Here is a 24,740-nt window from a genome sequence, read left to right as displayed (position 1 = left end):
GGAGTCCTCACGATTCCAGTTCTGCGGCAAGCCGTTCCAGCTCGCTCAGCACGAGGTCTTCGACGGTTTCGGCCAGCGCGGCGACGGTGCGAGCGGCCATCACGTCGGCCGGGGTCAGCCGGACGTCGAAGAGCGCGCTGGCTTTGGCGGAAATGTGCAGGCTGCGCAGCGAATCGCCGCCGAGGGAGAAGAAATTGTCCTGGGTGCCGACGCGGTCCGCGCCGAGCACCTCCGCCCAGATCCCGGCGAGCGCGCGCTCGGTCTCCGTCGCCGGTTCGACGTGCCCGGTCCCCGCCGCCCGCGGGGCGGGCAGCGCACGCCGGTCCAGTTTCCCGTTGGCGCTCACCGGAAGCCGGTCGAGCGCGACGAACACCGACGGCACCAGGTAGTCCGGCAGGGACCGGGCCAGGAACTGCCTGAGCGCTTCTTCTTCGGCCGCTGACACGACATACGCGACCAGGTGCTTCGCGCCCGGCTGGTCCTCGCGCACGAGCACCGCGGCCTGCGCGACGTCCGGATGCCGGGCCAGCACGGCCTCGACCTCGCCCGGTTCGACCCGGAACCCGCGCAGCTTGACCTGGTCGTCGCGGCGGCCGAGGTACTCCAGCGTGCCGTCGGGCCGCCAGCGGACGACGTCGCCGGTGCGGTACATCCGCTCCCCCGGCGGCCCGTCCGGGTCGGCGACGAACCGGTCCGCGGTCAGCCCCGGCCGGTCCCGGTAGCCCCGGGCCAGGCCCGCGCCGGCCAGGCACAGTTCGCCGGGAACGCCGGGCGGCACCGGGCGCAGGTCCGCGTCGAGCACCCGGGCGCGGGTGCCGTCCAGCGGGCGGCCGATCGGGATCCGGTCCGGCGGCGGCGCGTCCATCGGGTACGCGGTCGCGAAGACCGTCGCCTCGGTCGGGCCGTAGCCGTCGACGACCCGCAGCCCCGGGCACGCGGCCAGCACCCGCCGCACCGCCTCCGCCGGGACGACGTCGCCGCCGGTCCAGACCTCGCGCAGGCCGGTGAAGCACTCCGGCGTTTCCTGGGCGAGAACCCGGAACAGCCCGGCGGTGACCCAGACCGAGGTCAGGCCGTGCTCGCGGACCAGCCCGCGCAGCAGCGGCGCGTCGAGGCCGGTGTCCGGGCTGGTGACGACCCAGCCGCCGGTGAGCAGCGGCACCCACAGTTCGTAAGTCGAGGCGTCGAACGCGAGCGGCGAGTGCAGCAGGATCCGTTCGTGCGCCCCGCCGCGGAACCGGTGGTCGGCGGCCAGCGCCGCCACGTCGCGGTGGCGCACCACCACGCCCTTCGGCACCCCCGACGAGCCGGACGTGTACATCACGCAGGCCGCCTGGTCCGGGTCGACGGCGAGGTCCGGATCGCTGTCCGGTTCATCGTCCACAGAGGACAGCAGCACGGTCTGGCCGAGCGGATGTTCTTCCGCGGCGACGATGAACCGGACCCCGTCGAGCAGCACCCGCTGCCGCTCGAACGGAGCACGCGCGTCGATCGGCAGGTACGCACCGCCTGCCTTGACCACGGCCAGTTCGGCGATCACCGCGGCCGCGTGGTCCACGGCGAGCCCGACCGGTTCTTCCGGCCGCAGCCCGAGCCCGGCCAGGCGGTTCGCGAGGCGGTTGGCCCGCCGGTTCAGCTCGGCGTACGTGACCGGTTCGCCGCCGAGGACAGCCGCGAGCGCGTTCGGCCGCTGCCGGACCTGCTCGGCGAACAGGTCGGGCAACGACCGGGGTTCCGGTGCGCCGCAGGCGCCGGCCCGTTCGGCGAGCAGCTGGGTCTCGGCCGCGGTCATGACCGGGACCGCGCCGAGCGCGCGGTCTCCGTCCGAGGTCAGGCCGCTGAGGATGTCCAGCAGCCGCGCCGCCAGGTCCGTCACCGTCGCGGGGTCGAAGAGCGCCGGGTCGTAGCCAAGGTCCACCGACAGCTCCGACCCGGGCGAGGCAACGACGGTGATCGGGAAGTTCGTCGTCTCCCGGGCGGACAGGTCGCGCACGGTCAGCCCGTGTCCCGCCGCCGCGCCGGTGATCGGGTAGTTCTCGAACACCACGAGGCTGTCGCACAGGTTCACCCCGCCCGGCAGGCCCGCCCAGCCCTGGACCCGCGCGAGCGGCACGTGCCCGTGCCCGCGCGCTTCGGCCTGCGCCGCCTGCAACCGGGCGAGCCAGTCCGCGACGCGAGCGCTCCGGTCCACGGCGACCCGCACCGGCAGGGTGTTGATGAAGATGCCGGGAATGTCGTCCACCCCGGGCACTTCGGCCGGGCGGCCGGAAGCCGTGGCCCCGAAGACCACGTCCTTCTGTCCACTGTAGACGGACAGCAGCAGCGCCCACGCTCCCTGCAGCACGACGTTGTGCGTGAGGCCGTGACGTTTGACGAACGCGTCCAGCCGGGCGGTGGCGGGCCGGTCCAGGCGGACGGGCAGCCACTCGGCCGAGCACGGGGAGTGGCCGGACGGCGGGGTCCGGTCGCTCGGCAGCTGCGTCGGGCCTTCGATCCCGGCGAGCGCGGTGCGCCAGAACTCCTCGGAAGCGGCTTGGTCGTGCTCGCCGAGCCAGGCGAGGTAGTCGCGGAACGGCGGCCGCGACGGCAGCGGCTGCCCGGCGTACGCGGAGCAGACGTCCGAGAGCACCTGAAAGACGCTCCAGCCGTCGAGGAGGACGTGGTGGAACGTCCACAGCACCAGGACTTCCGTGTCGGACAGCCGGGCGAGCGCGATGCGGGCCAGCGGCGCGACGGCCAGGTCGAGGCCTTGCGCACGGTCTTCGGCCAGCAGCCGCGCCAGTTCGTCGTCGTGCCCGTCCAGGTCGCTCCAGTCGAGGTGCCGGACCGGCAGTTCGGCCTCGCGGTGCACGACCTGGACCGGCTCGTCCACCCCGGTCCAGACGAACGACGTGCGCAGGACCGGCGTGCGGTCGACGACCTGCTGCCACGCCTCGCCGAGCCGCTGCGGATCGGTCACTCCTTCCAGCACGAAGGTCGCCTGCTCGAAGTACATGCCCTGCGCGGTCTGCGACAGGCCGTGGAAGACCATCCCGCCCTGCATCGGCGTCAGCGGGTAGATGTCCGCTACGTTCCGGCCTTCGACCAGACTGTCCACAGTGGACTGGCCGAGCGCCGCCAGCGGGAAGTCGGACGGGGTGCGCCCTCCCGCGCCCGGCTCGGCGCAGTGCGCGATGATTTCCCGCAGCGCCGCCAGCATCTGCTCGGCGAGGGTTTCGACGGTGTCCCCGGCGGTGGCGTGCGACCAGGTCAGTTCCAGCACGCCTGCTTCGACCCGGCCGACTACGTCGAGCACGTGGGTGCGGGGTGCGTCCGGATCGACGTCGGCGTCGAGGCTGCCGACGCGGAACAGCCCGCCTTCGGCGGCGCTGAACTGGCCGAGGTAGTTGAAGCTCACCTGCGGGTCGATCGCCGGTGCTGTGCCGGTCAGGTAGCGCAGTGCGCCGTAACCGATGCCTCGCCGCGGGATCGCGCGCAGCTGTTCTTTCACGGACTTCAGCGCGGGACCCCATTCGTCCGGGACGTCCAGCGCGACCGGGAACATGCTGGTGAACCAGCCGACCGTGCGCGACAGGTCGACGCCCTCGAACAGGTCCTCGCGGCCGTGCCCTTCGAGGTCGATCACCGGGGTTTCGCCGGTCCAGTCCCGCAGGACGCGGCCCAGCGCGGTCAGCAGCACGTCGTTGACCTGCGTCCGGTAGACCTCGGGGACGTCCTGCAGCAGCGCCCGCGTTTCCTCGGCGGTGAGGCGGACGGTGACCTCGCGGGTGTCGGCGATCGCGCCCGGCTCGCCCGGCCGAACCGGCGGGAGCGACTGCCAGTGGGCGAGTTCGTCGTCGAAACCGCCTGCCTCGGCGTGTTCGGCGAGCCGCCGGGCCCAGGCGAGGAACGACGTCGTCTTCGGTTCGAGGTCTTCGCCGCGGTAAGCGGTTTCCAGGTCCTCCAGGAGAATCCGCCACGATACGCCGTCGATGACCAGGTGGTGGGCGGCCAGCAGCAGCCGTCGTCGGTCGAGGACCGCGTTCAGCAGCGGGCCGTGTTCGACGTCGAAAGCGGGCTCGCCGACGAGCAGTTCCACCGGTCCGGCCGGGTCGCTGTGCTGCGCCGGGCCGAAGCGCAGGCGCAGGGCGTCGTGGTGCGCCCAGACCGTTTCGAGGGCGCGGCGCAGCGCGGGCTCGTCGACGTCCTCGGCGAATTCCAGGACGACCCGCTGGTCGAACCGTTCCGGCTGGGTTTCGAAGTACCAGCGCTGGATCGGCGTGAGCGGCGCTTCGCCGACGACCGGGCCTTGCTCGGCCTTCGGCCCGCGGGTGCCGCCGGCGTGCGCGGCCAGTGCGGCCAGCGTCGGATGCCGGAACACCTCGTGCGGCAACAGGATCAGCCCGGCCCGGCGGGCCCGGGAGACGACCTGGATGCTGAGGATCGAGTCGCCGCCGAGTTCGAAGAAGTTCGTCTCGGCCCCGACGTCCTCGACGCCGAGCACCTCCGACCAGATCCCGGCCAGGACCCGTTCGGCCTCCGTCGCCGGGGCGGTGCGGGCGCCGGTCGCGGCGAAGTCCGGGGCGGGCAGGGCGTGCCGGTCGAGTTTTCCGTTGCCGGTCAAGGGCAATCGGCCGAGCCGGACGAACGCGGCCGGGACCAGGTAGTCCGGCAGGGTTCGCCCGAGGAACCCGGGCAGGTCGTCCGCTTCGCCGGTGTAGTACGCGACGAGCCGTTTGACGCCGTGGTCCTCGCGCGCCAGCACCGCGGCCTGGGAGATGCCGGGGTGCGCGGCGAGCGCGGCCTCGACCTCGCCGGGTTCGATCCGGAACCCGCGGATCTTGACCTGCTCGTCCACGCGGCCGGCGAAGTCCAGTTCGCCCTGCGCGCTCCAGCGGACGAGGTCGCCGGTGCGGTACATCCGCTCCCCCGGCGGCCCGAACGGGTCGGGCAGGAACCGCTCGGCGGTCAGGCCGGGGGCGCCGTAGTAGCCGCGCGCGAGGCCCGCGCCGGCGAGGTGGAGTTCGCCGAGCGCGCCCGGCGGCACCGGCCGCAGATCCGGGCCGAGGACGTACGCGCGGGTGTTGTCCAGCGGTTTCCCGATCGGCACGACGTCCGGCACCGGGCCGAGGACCGGATGCGCCAGTGCGAACGTCGTGGTCTCGGTCGGGCCGTAGACGTCCACGACGGTCGTGTCCGGGCAGGTTTCCCGCACCCGCCGCACCGCGGCCGACGGGACCGCGTCGCCGCCGGTCCAGACTTCCCGCAGTCCGCGGAAGATCTCCGGAGCTTCCTTCGCGGCCAGCCGGAACAGGCCGGTGGTGAGAAAGGAAGCGTCGACGCGGTGCTCGGCGAACAGGCGGCCGAGGGTCTCGAGGTCGAGGTCGCCGGGCGGGGCGACGACGACCGTGCCGCCGCCCAGCAGCGGCACCCAGAGTTCGTAGGTCGAGGCGTCGAAAGCCTGCGACGCGTGCAGCAGGACCCGGCGGTGCCCCGCGAAGCGCCGGTCGGCCGCGAGCGCCACGATGTCGCGGCGGCTGGGCGCGACGCCCTTCGGCTTTCCGGTCGAACCGGAGGTGTACATGACGTACGCCAGGTTGGCCGGATCTGCCTTCGGGAGCTTCGCGACCGCGGTGTGGTCGCCGGGCACGACCGTGGGTCCGCTGTGGACCTTCGCTGCGGTATCGCGCCACGTGTCGTCGGCGACCAGGATCTGCACGCCGTCCAGCAGAGTCTTGAGCCGGGGTTCGGGCGCGCGCGTGTCGAGCGGCAGGTAGGCCGCACCGGCTTTGACGATCGCCAGCTCAGCGATGACCAGGCCTGGTGAACGGTCCATCAGCACGCCCACGAGCGTTTCCGGCCGCGCGCCGAGCGAAACCAGGTAGCGGGCGAGCCGGTCGGATCGCCGGTCCAGCTCCGCGTACGTCAGGCGGACCCCGTCGCCCGCCACCGCGACCGCTTCCGGCGCTTGCCGGACCTGCTCGGCGAACAGGTCGATCAGGTCGTCTTCCGGGAGCGGCCGGCTGGTGTCGTTCCATTCGACCAGCACCTGGTGGCGTTCCGCCTCGGTGAGGAGGTCGATGTCTTCCAGCGATCCCGGGCCCGCGCTGAAGGCGTCGAGCACGGCGAGGAGCTGCCGGGTGATCCGCTCGGCGGTCTCGGCGTCGAACAGGTCGGGGTCGTAGCCGACATCGAGGGTCAGCTGCTCCCCCGGCGACGCGACAACGCTGATCGGGTAGTTCGTCGTCTCGGCCGCGTCGACGTCGCGCAGCCGCAGTCCGGGCGCAGCCGCGTCGTCGATCGGATAGTTCTCGAAGACCACGATGCTGTCGAAAAGGCTTCCGCCGCGACCACTCCACGCTTGCAGCTTCGTCAGCGGAAGGTGGCCGTAGCGACGGGATTCGACCTGCGCGGACTGCAACTCGGCCAGCCACTCGGTCACGTCGGCCCCGGTCACGGTGGTCCGCACCGGCAGGGTGTTGATGAAGATGCCGGTGATGTCGTCCGCACCCGCCAGGTCGACTGGACGGCCGGAAACCGTGGCGCCGAAGCAGACATCGCGCTCGCCGCTGAGCCGGGCCAGCACCAGCGCCCACGCACCCTGCAAGACGGTGTTGAGCGTGAGACCGGCTCGGCGGGCGAAGGCGCGCAGCCGTCCGGAGTTTTCGACCGGCACGCGCAGCCATTCCGACGACCGGCTCGTGTGCGCTTGCGCGGGAGCCCGGTCGTAGGGCAGCCGGGCGGGTGCGACGAGGCTGCCGAGTTCGCGCCGCCAGTGGTCCTCGGCGGCCGCGTCGTCCTGCCGGTCCAGCCAAGCGACGTAGTCGCGGAACGGCGGTCGCTCGGGCAGTTCGGCACCGGAGTACGCGGCGAAGACGTCGGACAGCACGCCGAAGACGCTCCAGCCGTCGAGCAGGACATGATGGAACGTCCACAGCACGCGGACCTCAGTGTCCGACAGCCGCGCGAAAGCCAGTCGCAGCAACGGCGTTTCGGTGAAATCGAGTCCTCGGGCCCGGTCGCCGGCGAGGAGTTCCTGCCACGCCTGGTCGCGTTCGTCCGGGGTGCGGTCGCGCCAGTCGTGCCGGGCGATCGGGACCGGGACCCGCCGCTGGACGACCTGGACCGGTTCGGGCACGCCCTCCCAGGCGATCCGCGTCCGCAGCACCGGCGTCCGGTCGGCCACCTGCTGCCACGCCCGTTCCAGCGCGGCCAGGCCGGTTTCGTTCCGGACGCCGTCGAGCACGAACCCGACCTGCTGGAAGTAGACCCGTTCGCCGGGCTGGGACAGCGCGTGGAACACCATCCCGGACTGCATCGGCGTCAGCGGGAAGACGTCCTCGACCTCGCGGCCGTCGCCGGCCAATTCGTCCACAGCAGACTGGTCGAGCGCGGCCAGCGGGAAGTCCGACGGCGTCCGGCCGCCCGCTCCCGGCTCCGCGCAATGCCGGATGATCTCGCGCAGCGCACCGGTCATCGCGGCGGCCAGGGTGTCCATAGTGGACCGGTCGTGGACGCCTTCGGCGTAGTACCAGGTCAATTCGAGTTCGCCGGCCTCGACGCGGCCGACGACGTCGAGCAGGTGTGCGCGAGCCGAACGCGGGCTTTCGTCGGATTCGAGACGGCCGGAACCGAACTGGCCCAGGTAGTTGAAACTCACCTGCGGGTCGATCTCCGGCGCGGTGCCGGTCAGGTACCGCAGCGCGCCGTAGCCGATCCCGCGCCGCGGTACCGCGCGAAGCTGTTCCTTGACGGACTTGAGCGCCGCGCCCCAGTCGTCCGGGACCTCCAACGCCACCGGGAAGACCGTGGTGAACCAGCCGACTGTCCGGGAGAGGTCGACGTCGTCGAACAGGTCCTCGCGGCCGTGGCCCTCCAGGTCGACCACGGCGGTCCCGCCGGTCCAGTCGCGCAGGACCCGGCCGAGGGCGGTGAGCAGCACGTCGTTGACCTGCGTGCGGTAGACCTTCGGGACGTCTCGCAGCAGCGCGCCGGTCTCCGCGGCGGACAGCCGGGCGGTCACCGAGCGCATCGATGCGACGGTCGCGTCGCCCCGGCCGTCGACCGGCACCGTGGTGCGGCCGGACACGCCGCGCCAGTAATCGAGTTCGTCGTCGAAGCCGCCCGCCTCGGCGTGTTCCGAGAGCCGGATCGCCCAGTCGCGGAAGGACGTCGTGCGCGGGCCGAGGTCGATCGGTTTGCCCTCCAGAACCTGGTTGTAGGCGCGCTCGAAGTCCTCGAGGAGCACGCGCCACGAGACGCCGTCGACGACGAGGTGATGCACGGACAGCCGGTCCTGCTCGAACCGGACCAGCGGTGCCTCGGCGCCGACCGGGCCGTTCTCCTGGAGCCAGTGCGTTTCGCCGCGCGCGAAGCGCATCCGGAGCGCGTCGTGGTGGGTCAGCAGCGCTTCGACGGCCGCGTTCGCCGCGTCCGGATCGAGCGTTCCCAAGCGGACGTACTGATGGAAGTGGTCCGGTTCGGCGGTCTGCGTCGCGAAGAACCACTGCTGGATCGGGGTGAGCGGCACCGGGCCGTGGACCGGACCGCGCTCGGCTGCCGTCGTCGAGGTGCGGGCCGCCGCGGCGAGCGCGGCCGGGGTGCGGTGCGCGAACAGGTCGCCGGGTTGCAGTTCCAGTCCGGCCCGGCGGGCGCGGGAGACGACCTGCATGCTGAGGATCGAGTCGCCGCCGAGTTCGAAGAAGTCGTCGGTCGCGCCGACGCGTTCGACACTGAGCACGTCGGCCCAGATCTCGGCGATCGCGCGTTCGCGTTCGGTACGCGGCGCGACGTGGTCCCGCGCGCCGAACTCGGGGGTCGGCAGCGCCTGGCGGTCGAGCTTTCCGTTGACGTTCACCGGGAACCGCTCCAGCCGCACGAACGCGGCGGGCACCAGGTAGTCCGGCAGCGTCTGGCCGAGGAACTCCGCCAAGCCGTCCGTTTCCCCGACGACATAGGCGACCAGCCGCTTCACGCCGCCGTCCTCGCGGGCCAGCACGGCGGCCTGTTCGACGCCGGGATGCTCGCCGAGCGCGGCCTCGATTTCGCTCGGTTCGACGCGGAACCCGCGGATCTTGACCTGCTCGTCCGCCCGGCCGACGAATTCGAGCGCGCCTTCGTCGTTCCAGCGCACGAGGTCGCCGGTGCGGTACATCCGCTCCCCCGGCGGACCGAACGGATCCGCGACGAACCGCTCGGCGGTCAGCCCGGACCGGCCGAGGTAACCGCGCGCCAGGCCCGCGCCGGCGATGTGCAGTTCGCCGGGCGCGCCGGGCGGGACGAGCCGGAGGTCGCCGTCGAGGACGTACACGCGGGTGTGGTCGAGCGGCCCGCCGATCGGGACGACGTCCGGGACCTCGCCGGGCAGCGGGTGCACGGTCGCGAACGTCGTGGTCTCGGTGGGGCCGTAGACGTCGGCGACCAGGGTGTCCGGGCAGGCCGCCTTGACCCGGCGGAGTGCGGCCGCGGGGACGGCGTCGCCGCCGGTCCAGACCTCCCGCACGCCCGCGAAGACCTCCGGCGATTCCTGCGCGACCAGGCGGAACAGGCCGGTGGTGAGGAACGCGCCGGTCACGCCGTGCGTGGTGAGCGAGCGGCCGAGCGTCTCGACGTCCACGTCTCCGGGCGGGGCCAGCACGACGGTGCCGCCGCCCAGCAGCGGCACCCACAGTTCGTAGGTCGCGGCGTCGAAGGCCTGTTGCGAGTGCAGCAGAATCCGGTCGTGCCGGGCGAACCGCCGGTCGATGGTGAGCGCTACGACGTCGCAGTGCCGGGCCGAAACGCCCTTGGGGCGGCCGGTGGAGCCGGAGGTGTAGATGACGTACGCGAGCTGTTCGGGATCGACCCGGACGGCGGGCGGCGTTTCGGGGGCGCTGCTCTCGCCGGTGAGAATGGTGCCGAGGTGGACTTCCTCGGCGGTCGCCAGCCACGCGGCGTCGGCGAGGAGGACGGTTGCCGCGGCCTCTTCCAGGAGCAGGCGCAGCCGCTCGGCCGGGGCGCGCAGGTCCAGCGGCAGGTAGGCGCCGCCGGCCTTGACGATCGCCAGCTCCGCGACGACGAGTTCCGGCGAGCGGTTCATCAGGACGGCGACCCGGTCCTCGGCCCGCACGCCCGCGGCGATCAGCCGGTGGGCCAGCCGGTTCGCGCGGCGGTCGAGCTCTCGGTAGGTGATCTGCTCGTCGTCCGTGACGAGCGCGACAGCGTCCGGGGTGCGGCGTGCCTGGGCTTCGAACAGCTCCGGCACCGACTTGGCCGGCAGCGGGCGGGCAGTCGCGTTCCGCTCGGCTAGCAGATGCTCGATCTCGGCCTCGGAAAGCATCGGCACCCGCGACACCGGCTCGTGCGGAGCCGCGACCATGCCTCGGACCAGCGCTTCGAGGTGCTGCGCGAGCCTTGCCGCCGCTGTATCGCCGATCCGCGCCGGGTCGTGCGTGAGGATCATGGACAACCGGCGGCCTGGATAGGCGACGACGCCCAGCGGGTAGCTCGTCCGCTCGGCCGCGCGGACGTCCCGCAGCTCGGGCACCTCGTCGATCGGGTAGTTCTCGAAGACGACGATGCTGTCGAACAGGCTCCCGCCGCCGCTCCACGCTTGCAGCTTCGTCAGGCCGACGTGTCCGAACCGGCGCGATTCCGCTTGTGCCGCTTGAAGATCGCGCAGCCACTCCGAGACCGCGCGGGTCCCGTCGAGCCGGACGCGCACTGGCAGGGTGTTGATGAAGATGCCGGGAATGTCGTCCGCGCCGGGCAGTTCCGCCGGACGGCCGGACACCGTCGCGCCGAAGCACACCTCGGTTTCGCCGCTGTAGCGAGCCAGCAACGCGGCCCACGCGCCTTGGACGACGGTGTTGACCGTCAGCCGGTGCCGCCGCGCGAAGGCGTACACCGCGGCGGACGTCTCGTCGTCCAGTTCCACCGGGATCCGGCCGGTCGAACTCGACGTGTGCGTGCGGACGGCGGGGCGTTCGAGGGGCAACGGAGTCGGCGCGACCCCGGCGAGTTCGGCCCGCCAGTGTTCCTCGGCGCGCTCGTCGTCTTGAGCGGCGAGCCAGGCCGCGTAGTCCCGGAACGGCGGCCGGACGGGCGGTTCTTCGCCGCGCAGCAGGGCGATGACGTCGGAGAGGATGCCGAAGACGCTCCAGCCGTCGAGGAGGACGTGGTGGAAGGTCCAGAGCACGCGCACGGTGCTGGCCGATTCGCGTGCGATGACCAGCCGCGCCAGCGGGGCTCGGGCCAGGTCGAAGCCTTCGGCGAGGTCCTGCTCCAGCAGCTGCGCCAGTGCTTTCTCACTGTCTCTTGCGGACCAGTCCGGATAGGACACCGGCAGTTCGGCCGCGCGGTGCACGACCTGCAGCGGCTGCGGCACGCCGTCCCACACGATCCGGCTGCGCAGGATCGGGGTCCGCTCGACGATCCGCCGCCAGGCCTCGCCGAGCCGGTGCGGGTCGGGCACGTCGTCCACAGTGAACGAAATCTGTTCGAAGTAGACTCGGTCGCCGGGCTGGGCGAGGTCGTGGAACACCATGCCGGCCTGCATCGGCGTCAGCGGGTAGATGTCCTCGACGTCCCGGCCGTCGCCGGCCAGTGTGTCCACTGCGGATTGATCGAGCCCGGCAAGCGGGAAGTCCGACGGCGTCCGCCCGCCCGCACCCGGCTCCGCGCAGTGCCGGACGATCTCGCGCAGCGCTTCGGCCATCGCCGCGGCCAGCCGGTCCACAGTGGACTCTTCGTGGACCCCCTCGGCGTAGTGCCAGGCCAGCTCCAGCTCGCCGCCCTCGACGCGGCCGACCACTTCCAGCAAGTGCGGGCGGACGGCGCCGGGCGAGACGTCCAGCGCGAGTTCCCGGTGCAGGGCCAGGTCGCCGGGCAGATCGAACTGGCCGAGATAGTTGAAGCTCACTTGCGGTTCGATCACCGGCGCCGACCCGGCGAGATACCGCAGCGCGCCGTAGCCGATCCCCCGGCGCGGGACCGCGCGCAGCTGTTCCTTGACCGCCTTGAGCGCCGCGCCCCAGCCGTCCGGAACGTCCAGCGCCACCGGGAAGATGCTGGTGAACCAGCCGACCGTCCGCGACAGGTCGACCCCGGCGAACAGGTCCTCGCGGCCGTGCCCTTCGAGGTCGACGACCGGCTGGTGCCCGGTCCAGTCCCCCAGCACCCGGCCCAGCGCGGCCAGCAGCACGTCGTTGACCTGCGTCCGGTACGCCCGCGGCACCTCGCGCAGCAGCGCGTGCGTCTCGTCCGCGGTGAGCCGGGCGGTGACGACGCGGGCTCGGCCGAAGGTGTTCTCCGCCGTGCCGTCGACCGGGAGCGGGCTGGGCGCGGGCAGTTCCCACCAGTGCGCGAGTTCGTCGTCGAAGCCGCCCGCTGCCGCGTGCTCGGCCAGCCTTCCCGCCCACTCGCGGAAGGACGTCGTCCGCGGGCCGAGGTCGATCGGCTCGTCGCGCACGGCCTGCTGATAGGCGCGGCCGAGGTCTTCGAGCAGCAGCCGCCACGACACGCCGTCGACGACCAGGTGGTGCGCGGCCAGGTGCAGGGTCCGCGGCTCGCCGGTCAGCGACCAGCGCAGCAGCGTGTGCCCGTCGCCGGCCGGGGCGTTGTGCTGGTGCCAGGCCTCGCGGTCGTGGGTGAACCGCATCCGCAGCGCGTCGTGCCGCTCGGACAACGCGGCCAGTGCGCGCATCAGCGCGGGCAAGTCGACGTCAGTGGGCAATTCGACGGCGATCGTCTGGTCGAAGCGGTCCGCACCCAGCCCGAAATACCAGTGCTGGACCGGGGTGAGAACGACGTCGCCGCTTTCCGGGCCGCGTGCCGGGATCGCCGCCGCTTCGCCGACGGCCGGGGCGAGCGCGGCGATGGTCTGGTGGCGGAACAGGTCGGCGGTGGTCACGCTGAGCCCCGCCTCGCGGGCCCGGGCGCACACCTGGATGCTCAGGATCGAATCGCCGCCGAGGGCGAAGAAGTTGTCGTCCACGCCGACGCGGTCGAGACCGAGCACCTCAGCCCAGATCCCGGCGAGCACAGCCTCCCGCTCGGTGCGCGGGGCCACCGTCCGCTCGCCGGCGACCTGCGGCTCCGGCAGCGCACGACGGTCGACCTTGCCGTTGGCGGTGAGCGGCAGCTCGGCCAGCGGGACGAGCACCGAGGGCACCAAGTAGTCCGGCAGCGTGCGCGCGAGCGCCCGGCGGAGTGCTTCGGGGTCCGCGTTCGCCGGGACCACGTAACCGACCAGCTGTTTGCGCCCGCCGGTCGCCCGTACCGTCACGAACGCCTGCGCCACCCCGTCCTCGGCGGCCAGCGCGCGTTCGATCTCGGCCGGTTCGACCCGGAAGCCGCGGATCTTCACCTGGTCGTCCGCGCGGCCGAGGAATTCGAGCGTCCCGTCGGTGCGCCACCGGGCCAGGTCGCCGGTGCGGTACATCCTCGCCCCTGGCTCGCCGAACGGGTCGGCGACGAACCGCTCCGCGGTCATGCCCGGCTGGCCGAAGTAGCCGCGCGCGAGCCCGGCGCCGGCGATGCAGACCTCGCCTGCCGCGCCGCGCGGCAGCAGCCGGAACCCGTCGTCGACGACGTGGATCCGGACGTCCCGCAGCGGCGTGCCGATCGGGATGACGTCCGGGACCTCGGCCGGCATCCGGAACGAGGTGGCGAAGGTGGTGGTCTCGGTCGGGCCGTAGCCGTCCACGACGGCGGTCCCGGGGCAGCTGTCGAGGACCTTCCGCACGGCAGGCGGCGGTACGACGTCGCCGCCGGTCCAGACCTCGCGGAGTCCGGCGAAGCACTCCGGCGACTCCTCGGCGAAGAGCCGGAAGAGTCCGGCGGTCAGCCAGAGTGCGGTGATGTCGTGCTTCGTGACCAACTGGCGGATCGCGTCGGCGTCCAGGTCGCCGGGCGGTGCGACGATCACGGTGCCGCCGTTGAGCAGCGGTACCCACAGCTCGTAGGTCGAGGCGTCGAACGCGAGCGGGGAATGCAGCAGGACGCGCTCGTGGCCGGAGAAGCGCGGGTCGGTCGCGAGTGCCGCGACGTCCGCGTGCCGCACTGCCACGCCCTTCGGGACGCCGGTGGAGCCCGAGGTGTACTCGACGTAGGCCAGATTCTGGGCGCTCAGCGTGATTTCCGGGGCTGCCCCGCCGACGTCCGCCACGATCAGGGAAGTTCCCTGGTGGACAGTGACAGCGGTGTCGTGCCAGGTGCGGTCGGTGAGCACCAGCGACACTCCGCCGAGGACGCGGCGCAGGCGGTCGGCCGGGGAGCGCAGGTCCAGCGACAGGTAAGCCGCACCCGCCTTGAGGATCGCCAGCACGGCCACGATGAGGTCGGCCGAGCGGTCCATCAGCACGCCGACCCGCTCCTCCGGGCGAACGCCTCGCCGGATCAGGTGCTGCGCGAGGCCGTTCGCCCGGGACTGCAGTTCCGCGTAGGTGAGGCGGACGTCGCCGCTCACTACCGCGGTCTGGTCCGGTTGGTGCGCCGCGCATCGGTCGAACAGCTCGGGGACCGTTTCGGCGGGCGTGCTTTCGGGCGGGGCCGGAAGCAGGAACCGGCGGTCCTCGGCGGTGAGCAGCGGAAGGTCGCCCACCAGCCGCGCGGGGTCGGCGGCGATGCCGGCAAGCAGGATTTCCAGGCTCTGCGTGAGGCGTTCGATGGTGGCGGCGTCGAAAAGCGCGGTGGCGTATTCGACAGTGACGCGCAGGCCTTCGGGTTGCGGCCAGAACTCGACCACGAGGTCGAAGCGCGCCGACGGGCGTGGCAGGGCGTACTCGCTGACCTGCAGTCCGGCGACGTTTCGGTCTGCCACCAGCGGGCGTTGCAGGACGACGACGGCCTGCACCAACGGCGTCCGCGACGGGTCGCGTTCGGGCTGGACTTCCTCCACGACGCGGTCGAACGGGACGTCACCGTGCGCGAACGCGGCGAGCACGGTTTCGCGGAACTCCGCCAGGAAGTGTTCGAACGGCCGCTCACTGTCCACAGCGGACCGCAGTACGAGGGTGTTGACGAAGAACCCGGTCAGCTGCTCCAGTTCGGCCCGGTCACGTCCGGAAACTGCCGTGCCGACCGCGATGTCCCGCTGCCCGCTGTACGCGGCCAGGACGACCTGGACGGCCGCGGTCAGGGTCATGAACAGCGTGGCGCCCTGCGCGCGGCCCGCTTCCGCGATGCCACGGACGAGATCGGCGGACAGGTCGTGCCGGTGCACCGCGCCTTCGGTGGTGCGCTGCGGGGGTCGCGGGCGGTCGGTCGGCAGCGCGAGGGGTTCGAGGCCGTCGAGGGCTTCGCGCCAGTAGCCGAGCTGGTCGAGACGTTCGGACGCCAGCCGCCAGCGGGTGTAGTCCTGGTAGCCGAGCGGCAACGGGGGCAGCACCGCGCCGCCGTACAGGTCGAGGAGTTCGCCGGTGAGCACGGCGATCGACCGGCCGTCGGTGACGATGTGGTGCTGGCACAGGAGAAGCAGGTGCTCGTCCGGCGCGAGCGGGAACAGCACGGCCCGGGTCAGCGGGCCCGTCCGGAGGTCGAACGGTGCGCGCAATTCAGCCTTCAGCGTCTCGTCGTCCGGGGCGGAATCCGCTATGCTCAAGGGGATTTCCCCGGTCGGCGCGATCCGCTGCATGCCTTGTCCCGCAACGGAATCGAAGGTCGTTCGCAGCGATTCGTGCCGTGCGCACAGAGTGGCCAGCGCCCGGTGCAGCTTGTCGAGGCCGAGCGGTCCGGACAGGCGGATCCCGACGCCGGTGTTGTACTCAGTGCTGCCGCCGGTCATCTCGTCCAGCAGCCACAACCGGCGCTGCGCCGGAGACAGCGGGAGCAGTTCCCGCGGAGACTCGGCCGGGATCGCCTGCTGCTCGGCTCGCGGGCCGTTGTCCAGCAGCCGCGCGAGTCGGGCCACGCTGGGCGCGTCGAAGAGCGCCCGGGCCGAGAGGTCCGCGCCGATCGTGCGCCGCAGCCGGGACAACGCCTGCACGGCCAGGATCGAGTCGCCGCCCAAGGCGAAGAAATCGTCCTCGACGCCGATGCGGTCCAGGCCCAGCACTTCCGCGACGATCCCGGCGACAGCGCGTTCAGTGCCGGTTCTCGGCTCGATGCCGTCCGGTTCCGCCGACGGTGCGGGCAGCGCTTTCCGGTCCACCTTCCCGTTGTCGCTCAACGGAAGCTCGTCCAGCACGACCATCGCCGAAGGCACCTCATAGCTCGGCAATACCGCCGCGGCGACGGCTTTCAGGTCTTTCCGCGGCGCGCCTGGCGCCAGCACGACGTAGCCGACCAGGCGCTTCGTCCCCGGCCCGTCCTCGCGCGCGACGACCACGGCCTCGGCGACAGTGTCGTCCGCGGCGAGCACGCCCTCGATCTCGCCGAGTTCCACCCGGAACCCGCGGATCTTGACCTGGTCGTCGGTGCGGCCGAGGAATTCCAGCTCGCCCCGGTCGTTCCAGCGGACCACGTCGCCGGTGCGGTACATCCGCTCGCCCGGCACGCCGGGATCGGCGATGAACTTCTCCGCCGTCGCCCCCGGGCGCGCCCAGTAGCCGCGGGCCAGCCCCGCGCCGGCCAGGTGCAGCTCGCCGGGTTCGCCGGGCGCGACCGGATTCAACGCGTCGTCCAGGACGTAGGCGCGCACGTCGTCCAGCGGGCGGCCGATCGGCATCGCCGTCACGTCCGCCGACTGGACCGCGTGGGCCGTCATGAAGGTGGTGGTCTCGGTCGGGCCGTATCCGTCGACGACCGTGACGCCGGGGCATGCCCGCAACACCCGCCGGACCGCTCCGGGCGGGACGACGTCGCCACCGGTCCAGACCTCTCGCACGCCTCGGAAGCAGTCCGGGGCTTCCTGCGCGACGATCCGGAAAAGGCCTGCCGTCAACCAGATCGCCCCGACGTCGTACCGGGAAAGAACTTCGCGGAGGCTCTCCACGTCGAGGTCGCCGGGAGGTGCGACCACCACGGTGCCGCCGGTCAGCAGCGGCACCCACATTTCGTAGGTGGAGGCGTCGAAGGCCGCCGGCGAGTGCAGCAGCACCCGCCGGTGCGCGTCCCCGGCGAATCTGCGGTCCGCCGCGAGCGCCGCGACGTCCCGATGCCTGACCGCGACCCCCTTGGGCGTTCCGGTCGAGCCGGACGTGTGCATCAGATACGCCAGATTGTCCGGATGCGTTGCCACCGAAGGGAACTCCGCCTTCGGCAAAGTCCGCCCGAGCACGACGATCTGTCCACTGTGGATTTCCGCGGCCCGGACCGGATCGTCGGTCAGCAGCACCGTGACCCCGGCCTCGACCAGCAGCGTTCGCAACCGGCCGTCCGGCGCGCGGCGGTCGAGCGGCACGTAGGCGCCACCCGCGGTCACCACGGCCAGTTCCGCGACGATCAGCCCGGCCGAGCGCTCCGCCAGCACCCCGACCCGGTCCTCCGTGCGCAACCCCAGCCGCAGCAGGTACGCGGCGAGCTTGCCGGCCTCGCCCGCCAGTTCGGCGTAGGTCAGCCGGATCTCCGCGCTCTCCACGGCGAGCGCGTCCGGCGCCTGCCGCACCTGTGCGGCGAACAGCTCGGGCAGGCCGGCGACCGGGTCCGGTCCGGCCGGTTTGTCTGGGGCGGTCATCGTTGTTCGCTACCTTCCGGGCACACCAAGGGATCCCGCCTGGCGCGGGTGGGGACGAGGAGTTCGGAGGGCGGGCTCAGCACCGCCGCGCGAGCCGGCCGCCGATTTCGACGGCGGTCGCCGCGCCGGGTTCGCCGCGGAACCGCCCGCACGGGGTGGCGCGGCCGGTCGCCGGGTCGCGCACGGTGAAGGCGCCGTCGGCGTACCGGGTCAGTTCGGGGAAGACGTCGCCGTCCACGTCGAGGCACGCGCCGCCGGCGGCGTCCGGCCGGACCGTGTATCCGATGGCGCCGTTGCGATAAGTGCCGAAATCGCCGTCCGGAAGGGGAATCGGGCAGGATTCCGCGGTCTGGACGGTCGTCGGCGGAAGACCGAGTTCCGGCAGTTCCCCGGCCAGGTCGTGCCAGAGATCGGTGCCGCCCGCGCCGTTGGCGGTGAGCGCGAGCACGCAGGCCCCGGCCTGGTCGATCCGCAGGTGGCACGAGGTGCCGTCGGCCGTCCCGTCGTGGCCGAGCCAGCGGAATTCCTCGTCGCCGAAACAGGCCAGCCCCAGTCCCCAGCCGTCGGCGAGGCCGAACGGTTCCGCGCCCGGCACCGGCCGGTGCAGGTCACTGGCGGTGACGACGTCGAGCAGCCCCGGTTTGCCGAGGTGAACCCGCCCGAGCGCGACCAGGTCGCGGGCGCTCAGCGCGAGCGCGCCCGCCGGGTCCAGCATCGGCGGCAGCACCTGCGCGAGCGGGCGCTCGCCGTCGCGCGCGTGCCCGGCCGCGACGCCCGGACTGTCGACGTAAACCGGCTCGATCTCCAAGGGCCGCAACAGGATCGATTCGACCGCCTCGCGCCAGCCCATCCCGGTTGCCTCTTCGATCAGGAGGCCGACCAGCGCGTAGCCGAGGTTGGAATAGGAGAACGCGGCGCCCGGTTCGCAGACGAACTCCGCGGCCCGCACCTCTTTCCGGCAGGATCCGGCGGCGTCGGCCGGATCCGAGGGCAGTCCGCTCGTGTGGCTCAGCAGCCTGCGCAAGGTCAGCCCGGCGGAAAGCGAGCGGTCGCCGAGGATCTCGCCGACCGGCTGGTCCAGCTCCAGATCGCCGTCGGAGACGAGCATCATCGCCAGCGTCGCGGTCGCCACCTTGGTGATCGAGCCGATCGGCACCCGCGAGTCCTCCCGCATCGGCCTGCCGCCGCCCGCCGAACCGGTCTGGACCATTACGGTCTCGCCGCCGGACCAGACCGCGACCTGCGCTCCCGGCACCCGATGCCGGACGGCCAGCCGCGAGAGCTTGGCGGCCAGCCGGTCCGCATCGCCGACGCCAGGCACCGGGCGCGGTCTCGGGACGGCGAATCTTTCTTTCCGGGAGTGCATGACCATGCCTTTCGAATACTCGTAGGAGCCGCCCGGGGAATTGCCCCCCGCCCGCGCGGTACTAGCCCCAGCAGAGCGCGGCCGTCATCGAGACCGGACCCGCGCCGGAATCCATACCCTGCCTAGCACGGTTGCGCTCCAGCAACCGCCAAACGAAGGACTGCCGCATACGCCGGTTCGCACCCAGCGTCACACATTGCCGAGAGCATTCTAAAATATGAACAACGGACTCACACCTCGGGGCGACGCACAGATAAGCGGACGGTCCGCCTTCGCATTCGGCCGACGTCCCGCCCGCGTACCGCACCGTTTCCCGCTGCTCCGACCAGCGTAAACCGTCCATTCTCCGCGCCGCCGGATCAATGATCGCCACCGCTGAAGTAGTGCCAACAGCGGCCGCCGTTACCCCGACCGCAGCAACATCGCCGCCGCGAACCGGACTTCCGCCGCTTCCCGGAAAACGATCACCTTCCGTCTTCCCTAAACGCCCCCGAACAGCTAGCGGGACAAGTCGATCAGGAAGAATCGGCGATTCGCTCCGCTAAACCTCACCCGATCACCGGAAAATTCCGCTGGCTCCCCGCCGCGCGGAATTCGCCCGCTCTCCCCCGCACCACACGAATGGCGCGCGACGGCAGTAGCCCTTACCGCCGGGTAACTCGACTCCGCACTTCCCGTTGTTCCGGCGCGGGCCGCCGCTGTCGATTCCGTCACAACCACCTCCGCCCGCACAGTCGCCCCCGCCGCCGGAAACGTTGCACCTTCTCCGCCGCCAATAGCCGAACAGCGGAACCCCGCTTCCCGGACGGTGCACGGAAACGGCCGCTATCGGCAAACTGTCAATAAGATGCATATTCCGCAGCGCGCCCGGCCGCGCGGACCGGTAAAGGCAACCATAGGGGCGGTTGCCTGAACATTGACTTTCGCCTCGGCCTCAGGACGGAACTGTCCACTGAGGACGATCCAGCGACGGTCTCTCCTCCGCGGCGGCTCCGGCGGGAGCGGGAGCGATCTCGCGCCCGGGCTGCGGACGCTCTCGCGGGCAGGGCGCTATTTGACGGCGAGCGGGTTGATCGGCGAACCGACCGCCCTCGTGAACTTCAGCGGCGGGCCGGCATAGAAGAACTCGTACCGCCCGTCGGCCGCGCACGACTCGGAAAGCTCTTCCAGGTCGAGGATCTCCGCGAGCGTGACCCCCATGTCGCGGATCAGCACCATGTGCAGTTCGAACATGCTGTCCGGCCGCTCGCCGGGCACCGCCTCGACGGCGGAGTTGTCCGCGCCGACCACGGCCACGTCCCGCTCCCGCAGCCACGGCAGGCAGGCCAGACCGAGCCCGGGCTCGGTGCGGATGAACTCCTGCGCGTCGCGATCCCGAAGGAACTTCCGCCACCAGCCGGTGCGGATCAGCAGGATGTCTCCCGCGCCGACGGTCACCCCGTGCGCCCGCTCCGCCGCTTCCAGTTCGGCGGGGGTGACGACCTCGCCGCCCTCCAGCCAATCCACGCCGCGCAGCCGCGCCAGATCGAGCAGGACCCCCCGTCCGACGATCCCCTTGGCCTGCGTCTCGATCCCGCACCGGGCGGCGCCCTTGCTGGTCACTTCGTGGCCGGGATGGCCGTTGTAGAGCAGCCCGTCGTAGTGCACGTGCGCCAGCGAATCGTATTGGCTGCCCGCCTGCAGCGGCATGAACACGTAGTCGTCGGCCCACGTGAGCCCGCCCGGCAGCTCCTGCTCCTGGCCGTTCTCCGACATCAGCCGGACCGGGTTCTGCCGCAGCCCGCCCGGCTGCGGGCCGTCGGCGTCGAGCGGGATGCCGAGGTCGATCGTCTCGCCGGTGCGGATCAGCCCGGCCGCCGCCACGATCCGCTCGCGGGTGATCAGATTCGTGGTGCCGCGTTCGTCGTCGGCGCCCCAGCGCCCCCAGTTGCTCAGCTCCGACCCCAGGGCGCGAACCTCAGGCAGATCACCGCTCATCGCTGTCCTCCGCGGATCCGGCGGGAAAGGAAGGCCCGGACGGGAACGCCTTCGGCGCCGGCTCCAGCGGGCGCTCCGGACGAAGACCCTACCGGGCCGCGCGCCGGCGTCCCGGGCGTTGACCACGTTGACCGCGTCCTGACCAAATTGACCGGCGTCGAGCCGCCGCGCGCCGGGAATTGCCGGTCCAATAATCGCGAGCCGCCGGACCGCGCGGCGCACTGTCCCGACGACGAACTCATGAGGAGAACACCGGCGTGATCGGCGAAAACAGCAGGAAATGGTGGGTGCTGACGGGAGTCGGCATCGTGAGTTTTCTCGGCTGCATCGACCTCACCATCGTGAACACCGCCGCACCCGACATCGCCCGCGACCTCGGCACGACGATGACGCAAACGCAGCTGATCGTCAACATCTTCATCGTCGCGCTTTCGATGTTCATGGTGACCGCGGGCAGGCTCTCGGACATCCTCGGCAGGCGCAAAGTGCTCTACGCCGGGACTGTCCTCTTCGGACTCGCGTCGCTCGGGGCCGGGCTCGCGCCGACGATCCCGCTGCTGGTGTTCTTCCGTTTCCTCCAGGGCGCGTCGTGCGCGGTGCTGTACACGAGTTCCAGCACGATCGTGTCCAACGCCTTCCCCGAATCCCAGCGCGGCAAGGCGATCGGCATGCTGTTCGCGGTGAACGGGATCGGCCTCGCCGTCGGCCCGATGCTCGGCGGGCTGATCGTCGGGGCACTGAACTGGCACTGGGTCTTCCTGGTGAATGTGCCGCTGGTGGTCATCGCGCTGGCCATCTGCGCGGTCAGCCTCACCGAGTCGAAGGCCGACGAGGACGTGAAGCTCGACTGGCCCGGCCTCGTCCTGCTCGCGCTCGGGCTTTCCGGGGTGATTTTCGCCTTCACGTTCGGCGACACCTTCGGCTGGGGCTCCTGGCAGGTGCTCGGCTCCCTCGTCGTCGGAGCGGTCTCGCTCGTGGTTTTCGTCGTCGTCGACGGGCGGCAGAAGTATCCGCTCGTGCCGTTCCGGCTGCTGGCCCGCAAATTGTTCCTCAGCGCGGTGACCGCGGAATTCTCGCTCGCCTTCTTCTACACCACGGCACTGTTTCTCATGCCGCTCTACCTCAGCACCGTCCGGCACTGCGGAGACGTGGCGATCGGACTGATGATGCTGCCGACGACCGCGACCATGGCGGTGCTTTCGCCGTTCGTCGGCAGGCTGGTCGACCGCGTCGGCCCGATCGTCGTGCTCACCACCGGGTTCGCCGTCTTCGCGCTCTCCGCGCTTCTGCAGTCCCAATTGGACGCGACGAGCGGACTCGGCTTCGTGATCGTCGCGTTCGCGCTGATGGGCATCGGCTGGGCGTTCGTGCTGGGGCCGTCCGCGGTGGCCGCGCTGTCCTCGGTGCCCGAACGGCTTTCCGGCCTCGCGGTCGGCGCCACCTGGACCTTCCACAACTTCGGCGGCGCGGTCGGGCTGGCGCTCGGCATGACGCTGTTCCGGGGTGTCGCGGGAAGCACCCTGCACGACGACCTCGCCGCCAAGCACGTCGCCCCCGGTGCGTGGACCGCGGACGTCGTCGCGAAGCCGGGCTCGGCGAGCGACCTGCTCCAGCAGCACGCCGGTCTCGACCGCTCGGCCGCCGAAGGCCTGACGGACTCGCTCTTCTCCGCGGGCAACAATGCGACGATGCTGCTCCTGACGGGAATTGCGGTGGCGGCGATGGCGACGATCTTCGTACTGGGCCGCATGCGTTCCGCCGCGGCGGAAGCGTCATCGGAACGGGAACCGGTCGACGTCCCGGCCGTCCGCGAGTGACCAGGGGCGGGGCTTCCGGGCCCCGCCTCCACGGTCAGTCCACTGCGGACAACTCGATTCCCCGGGTCTCCTTCATCGTCGCCGCGGCCAGTGCGGCGATCAGGCACAGCACGATGATGTAGCAGGTGAACATCCACGAGAGATGCCACGTGTCGAAAAGCTCGCCGACATACGGGGCGGTGCCGCCGAAAACCGCGTTGGACAGCGAACTGGCGATGCCGATCCCGGTTCCGCGAGACGCGGTGGGCAGCAATTCCGAAACCACGGCCGGATAGACCGCGGCGACCGCGGCCCAGAGCAGCGCCGCGGCGAATTCGGAGACGAACAGCGTCCAGCCCTGGTCGGTGACCACAGCGGTGATCGGGAAAGCGAGCACGGCCGAGCCCAGCGCGAACACCAGCACCACCGGCTTGCGCCCGATCCGGTCGGACAGCCTGCCCCACAACGGCAGCACGAACAGCACCGCGGACTGGGCGACGAAGCCCGCCGCGAACGCCGAACTGCTGGACATCCCGTGCCTGCTGACCGCGTTGCCCACGCCGAACACGATCCACGAGTAGTACATGACGCCGATCGCCGCGCTGATGGCGACGATGCGGAGGCCCGCGCCGAACAACCGCGCCCGCGGCCAAGGGCGGGCATGCGCCGGAGCCTCCTTGAACACTTCGCTTTCTTCGGCGTTGCGGCGCAGATAGAGCGCGAACAAGCCGAGCACGCCGCCGGCCAGGAACGGCACCCGCCATCCCCAGTCTGCCAGTTCCTGGGACGTGAGCGCCGCGGTCAGCACGGTGCCGAGCCCGGTGGCCAGCAGCGTGCCGACGGACACGCTCATGAAGACCGAACTGGACCACAGCCCCCGCCGTTCCCGCGGAGCAATCTCGGCGACGTAGGCGTACGAGGCCGAGGACTCGCCGCCGTGCCCCATCCCCTGAACGAGACGGGCCGCCAGGAGGATCACCGAAGACCACGTGCCGATGTGCGCGTAGCCGGGCAGCACGCCGACGACGAGGCTGGCGCCCGCGGTGGTGATCATCGTCGCCACCAGCACGCCCCGCCGGCCGATGCGGTCGGTCAGGAGCCCGAACACGACCCCGCCCAGCGGCCGGGTGACGAAACCGACGGCGAACACCGCGAAGGTGCTCAGCAACGCGGAAACGCGGTCCGCCTGGTCGAACAGCGCCGAGGCGAGGTAGGCAGCGAATACCGCGTAGACGTTCCAGTCGTACCACTCCAGAGCATTGCCCAGCACGCTGGCCAGCAACGATTTCCGCCGCGCACGGGCGTCCATGCCGTCCCGGCGCGCGGGTCCGGCCGCGAGTTCCGCCATGTCAGGCTCCGGCCAGGAACTCGGCGGCGAGCCTCGCGGCGACACTCCGGATGAGCACAACCGGTCCGCCGAACTCGCGCGCCGCGGCCGCCCGCATCCGTTCGCCGAAACCGAAGCAGTCCAGCACCAGCACGTCGCACCGGCCGGTCAGGCCCGCCACCGCGGCCGCGAGGTCGGCGGGACGCGCGTCGAACGGATTGACCGCGCCGACGGCCACGTCGGCGCCGCCGAGCACCCGGCGCCAAGCCTGGCGGGCATCTTCCAGCTGACCCTCCAGCGGGCGCAGCACGCCGACCCGCATTCCGCCGGCGAGCGCCCGTACCCCCTGCTGAGCCAGAATCTCCGTCCGCAGCAACGGTTTCCGATGGGGCAGCGCACCGAAAGCCCCGCCGCAGCCCAGCAACACGACGTCCGCGCCCTCGTCCTCCGCCCGCCGCACGGCCGCACCGACCAGCCGCTCGGCGGCTTCGTGCCGGTACACCACCGGCCTTCCGCTCGCCAGCGTCGTGGCGAGCGCAGGCTCTTCAGGTCCCGGCCGCAGCGCGGCGAGCGCCTCCTCGTCCATCCCGTCCAGCGCACCCTGTTCGACGATCCGGCACGGCGGCAGCAGAGGCGCCAGCTCCGCCGTGACGTCCGCGCGCGGGGTCTGCCCGATCGTCACCAATCCCAACGTCCGCACCC

General features: G+C 71.7%; 6 protein-coding genes. 1 reads left to right on the top strand and 5 read right to left on the bottom strand.

The genetic code is table 11. The annotated features are described in order from the left end of the window. Nucleotides 1–7: 7 nt before the first annotated feature. From L3Q65_RS08045 to L3Q65_RS08035, 3 genes are all read right to left on the bottom strand, one after another. Entirely contained in the window at nucleotides 8–17,572 is a 17,565-nt protein-coding gene (locus L3Q65_RS08045) for a non-ribosomal peptide synthetase (RefSeq protein WP_237599230.1), read from the bottom strand. A 76-nt stretch (nucleotides 17,573–17,648) separates the two neighbouring features. Beyond that, a complete protein-coding gene (locus L3Q65_RS08040; RefSeq protein ID WP_237599229.1) occupies nucleotides 17,649–18,893 on the bottom strand; it encodes a serine hydrolase in 1,245 nt (414 codons plus the stop codon). Between the two features lie 1,095 nt (nucleotides 18,894–19,988). Next, the gene (locus L3Q65_RS08035; protein ID WP_237599228.1) at nucleotides 19,989–20,915 is read right to left on the bottom strand and encodes a cyclase family protein; all 927 of its coding nucleotides are present in this window, start codon (nucleotides 20,913–20,915) and stop codon (nucleotides 19,989–19,991) included. A gap of 257 nt (nucleotides 20,916–21,172) precedes the next feature. Here L3Q65_RS08035 and L3Q65_RS08030 point away from each other — a divergent pair, with 257 nt between their 5' ends. Continuing rightward, on the top strand, nucleotides 21,173–22,732 hold the full coding sequence (locus L3Q65_RS08030; protein WP_237599227.1) for an MFS transporter: 1,560 nt from the start codon (nucleotides 21,173–21,175) through the stop codon (nucleotides 22,730–22,732). Nucleotides 22,733–22,766: 34 nt separating this feature from the next. Here L3Q65_RS08030 and L3Q65_RS08025 read toward each other — a convergent pair whose 3' ends face one another. Then, complete coding sequence (locus L3Q65_RS08025) at nucleotides 22,767–24,059, bottom strand: MFS transporter (protein WP_237599226.1); 1,293 nt, start codon at nucleotides 24,057–24,059, stop codon at nucleotides 22,767–22,769. 1 nt (nucleotide 24,060) lies between these two features. Next, nucleotides 24,061–24,738 carry an AroM family protein gene (locus L3Q65_RS08020; RefSeq protein WP_237599225.1) on the bottom strand — a complete coding sequence of 226 codons (678 nt, stop codon included), beginning with the start codon at nucleotides 24,736–24,738 and terminating at the stop codon, nucleotides 24,061–24,063. Nucleotides 24,739–24,740: the final 2 nt, after the last annotated feature.

This window comes from Amycolatopsis sp. FU40 (assembly GCF_021903635.1).
Classification (GTDB): domain Bacteria; phylum Actinomycetota; class Actinomycetes; order Mycobacteriales; family Pseudonocardiaceae; genus Amycolatopsis; species Amycolatopsis dendrobii.
This window is presented reverse-complemented; position numbering and strand designations above follow the sequence as displayed.

Coding starts and splice junctions, on each gene's coding strand:
- L3Q65_RS08045 (WP_237599230.1), bottom strand. CDS start 17,572: ATGACCGCCCCAGACAAACCGGCCGGACCGGACCCGGTCGCCGGCCTG.
- L3Q65_RS08035 (WP_237599228.1), bottom strand. CDS start 20,915: ATGAGCGGTGATCTGCCTGAGGTTCGCGCCCTGGGGTCGGAGCTGAGC.
- L3Q65_RS08025 (WP_237599226.1), bottom strand. CDS start 24,059: ATGGCGGAACTCGCGGCCGGACCCGCGCGCCGGGACGGCATGGACGCC.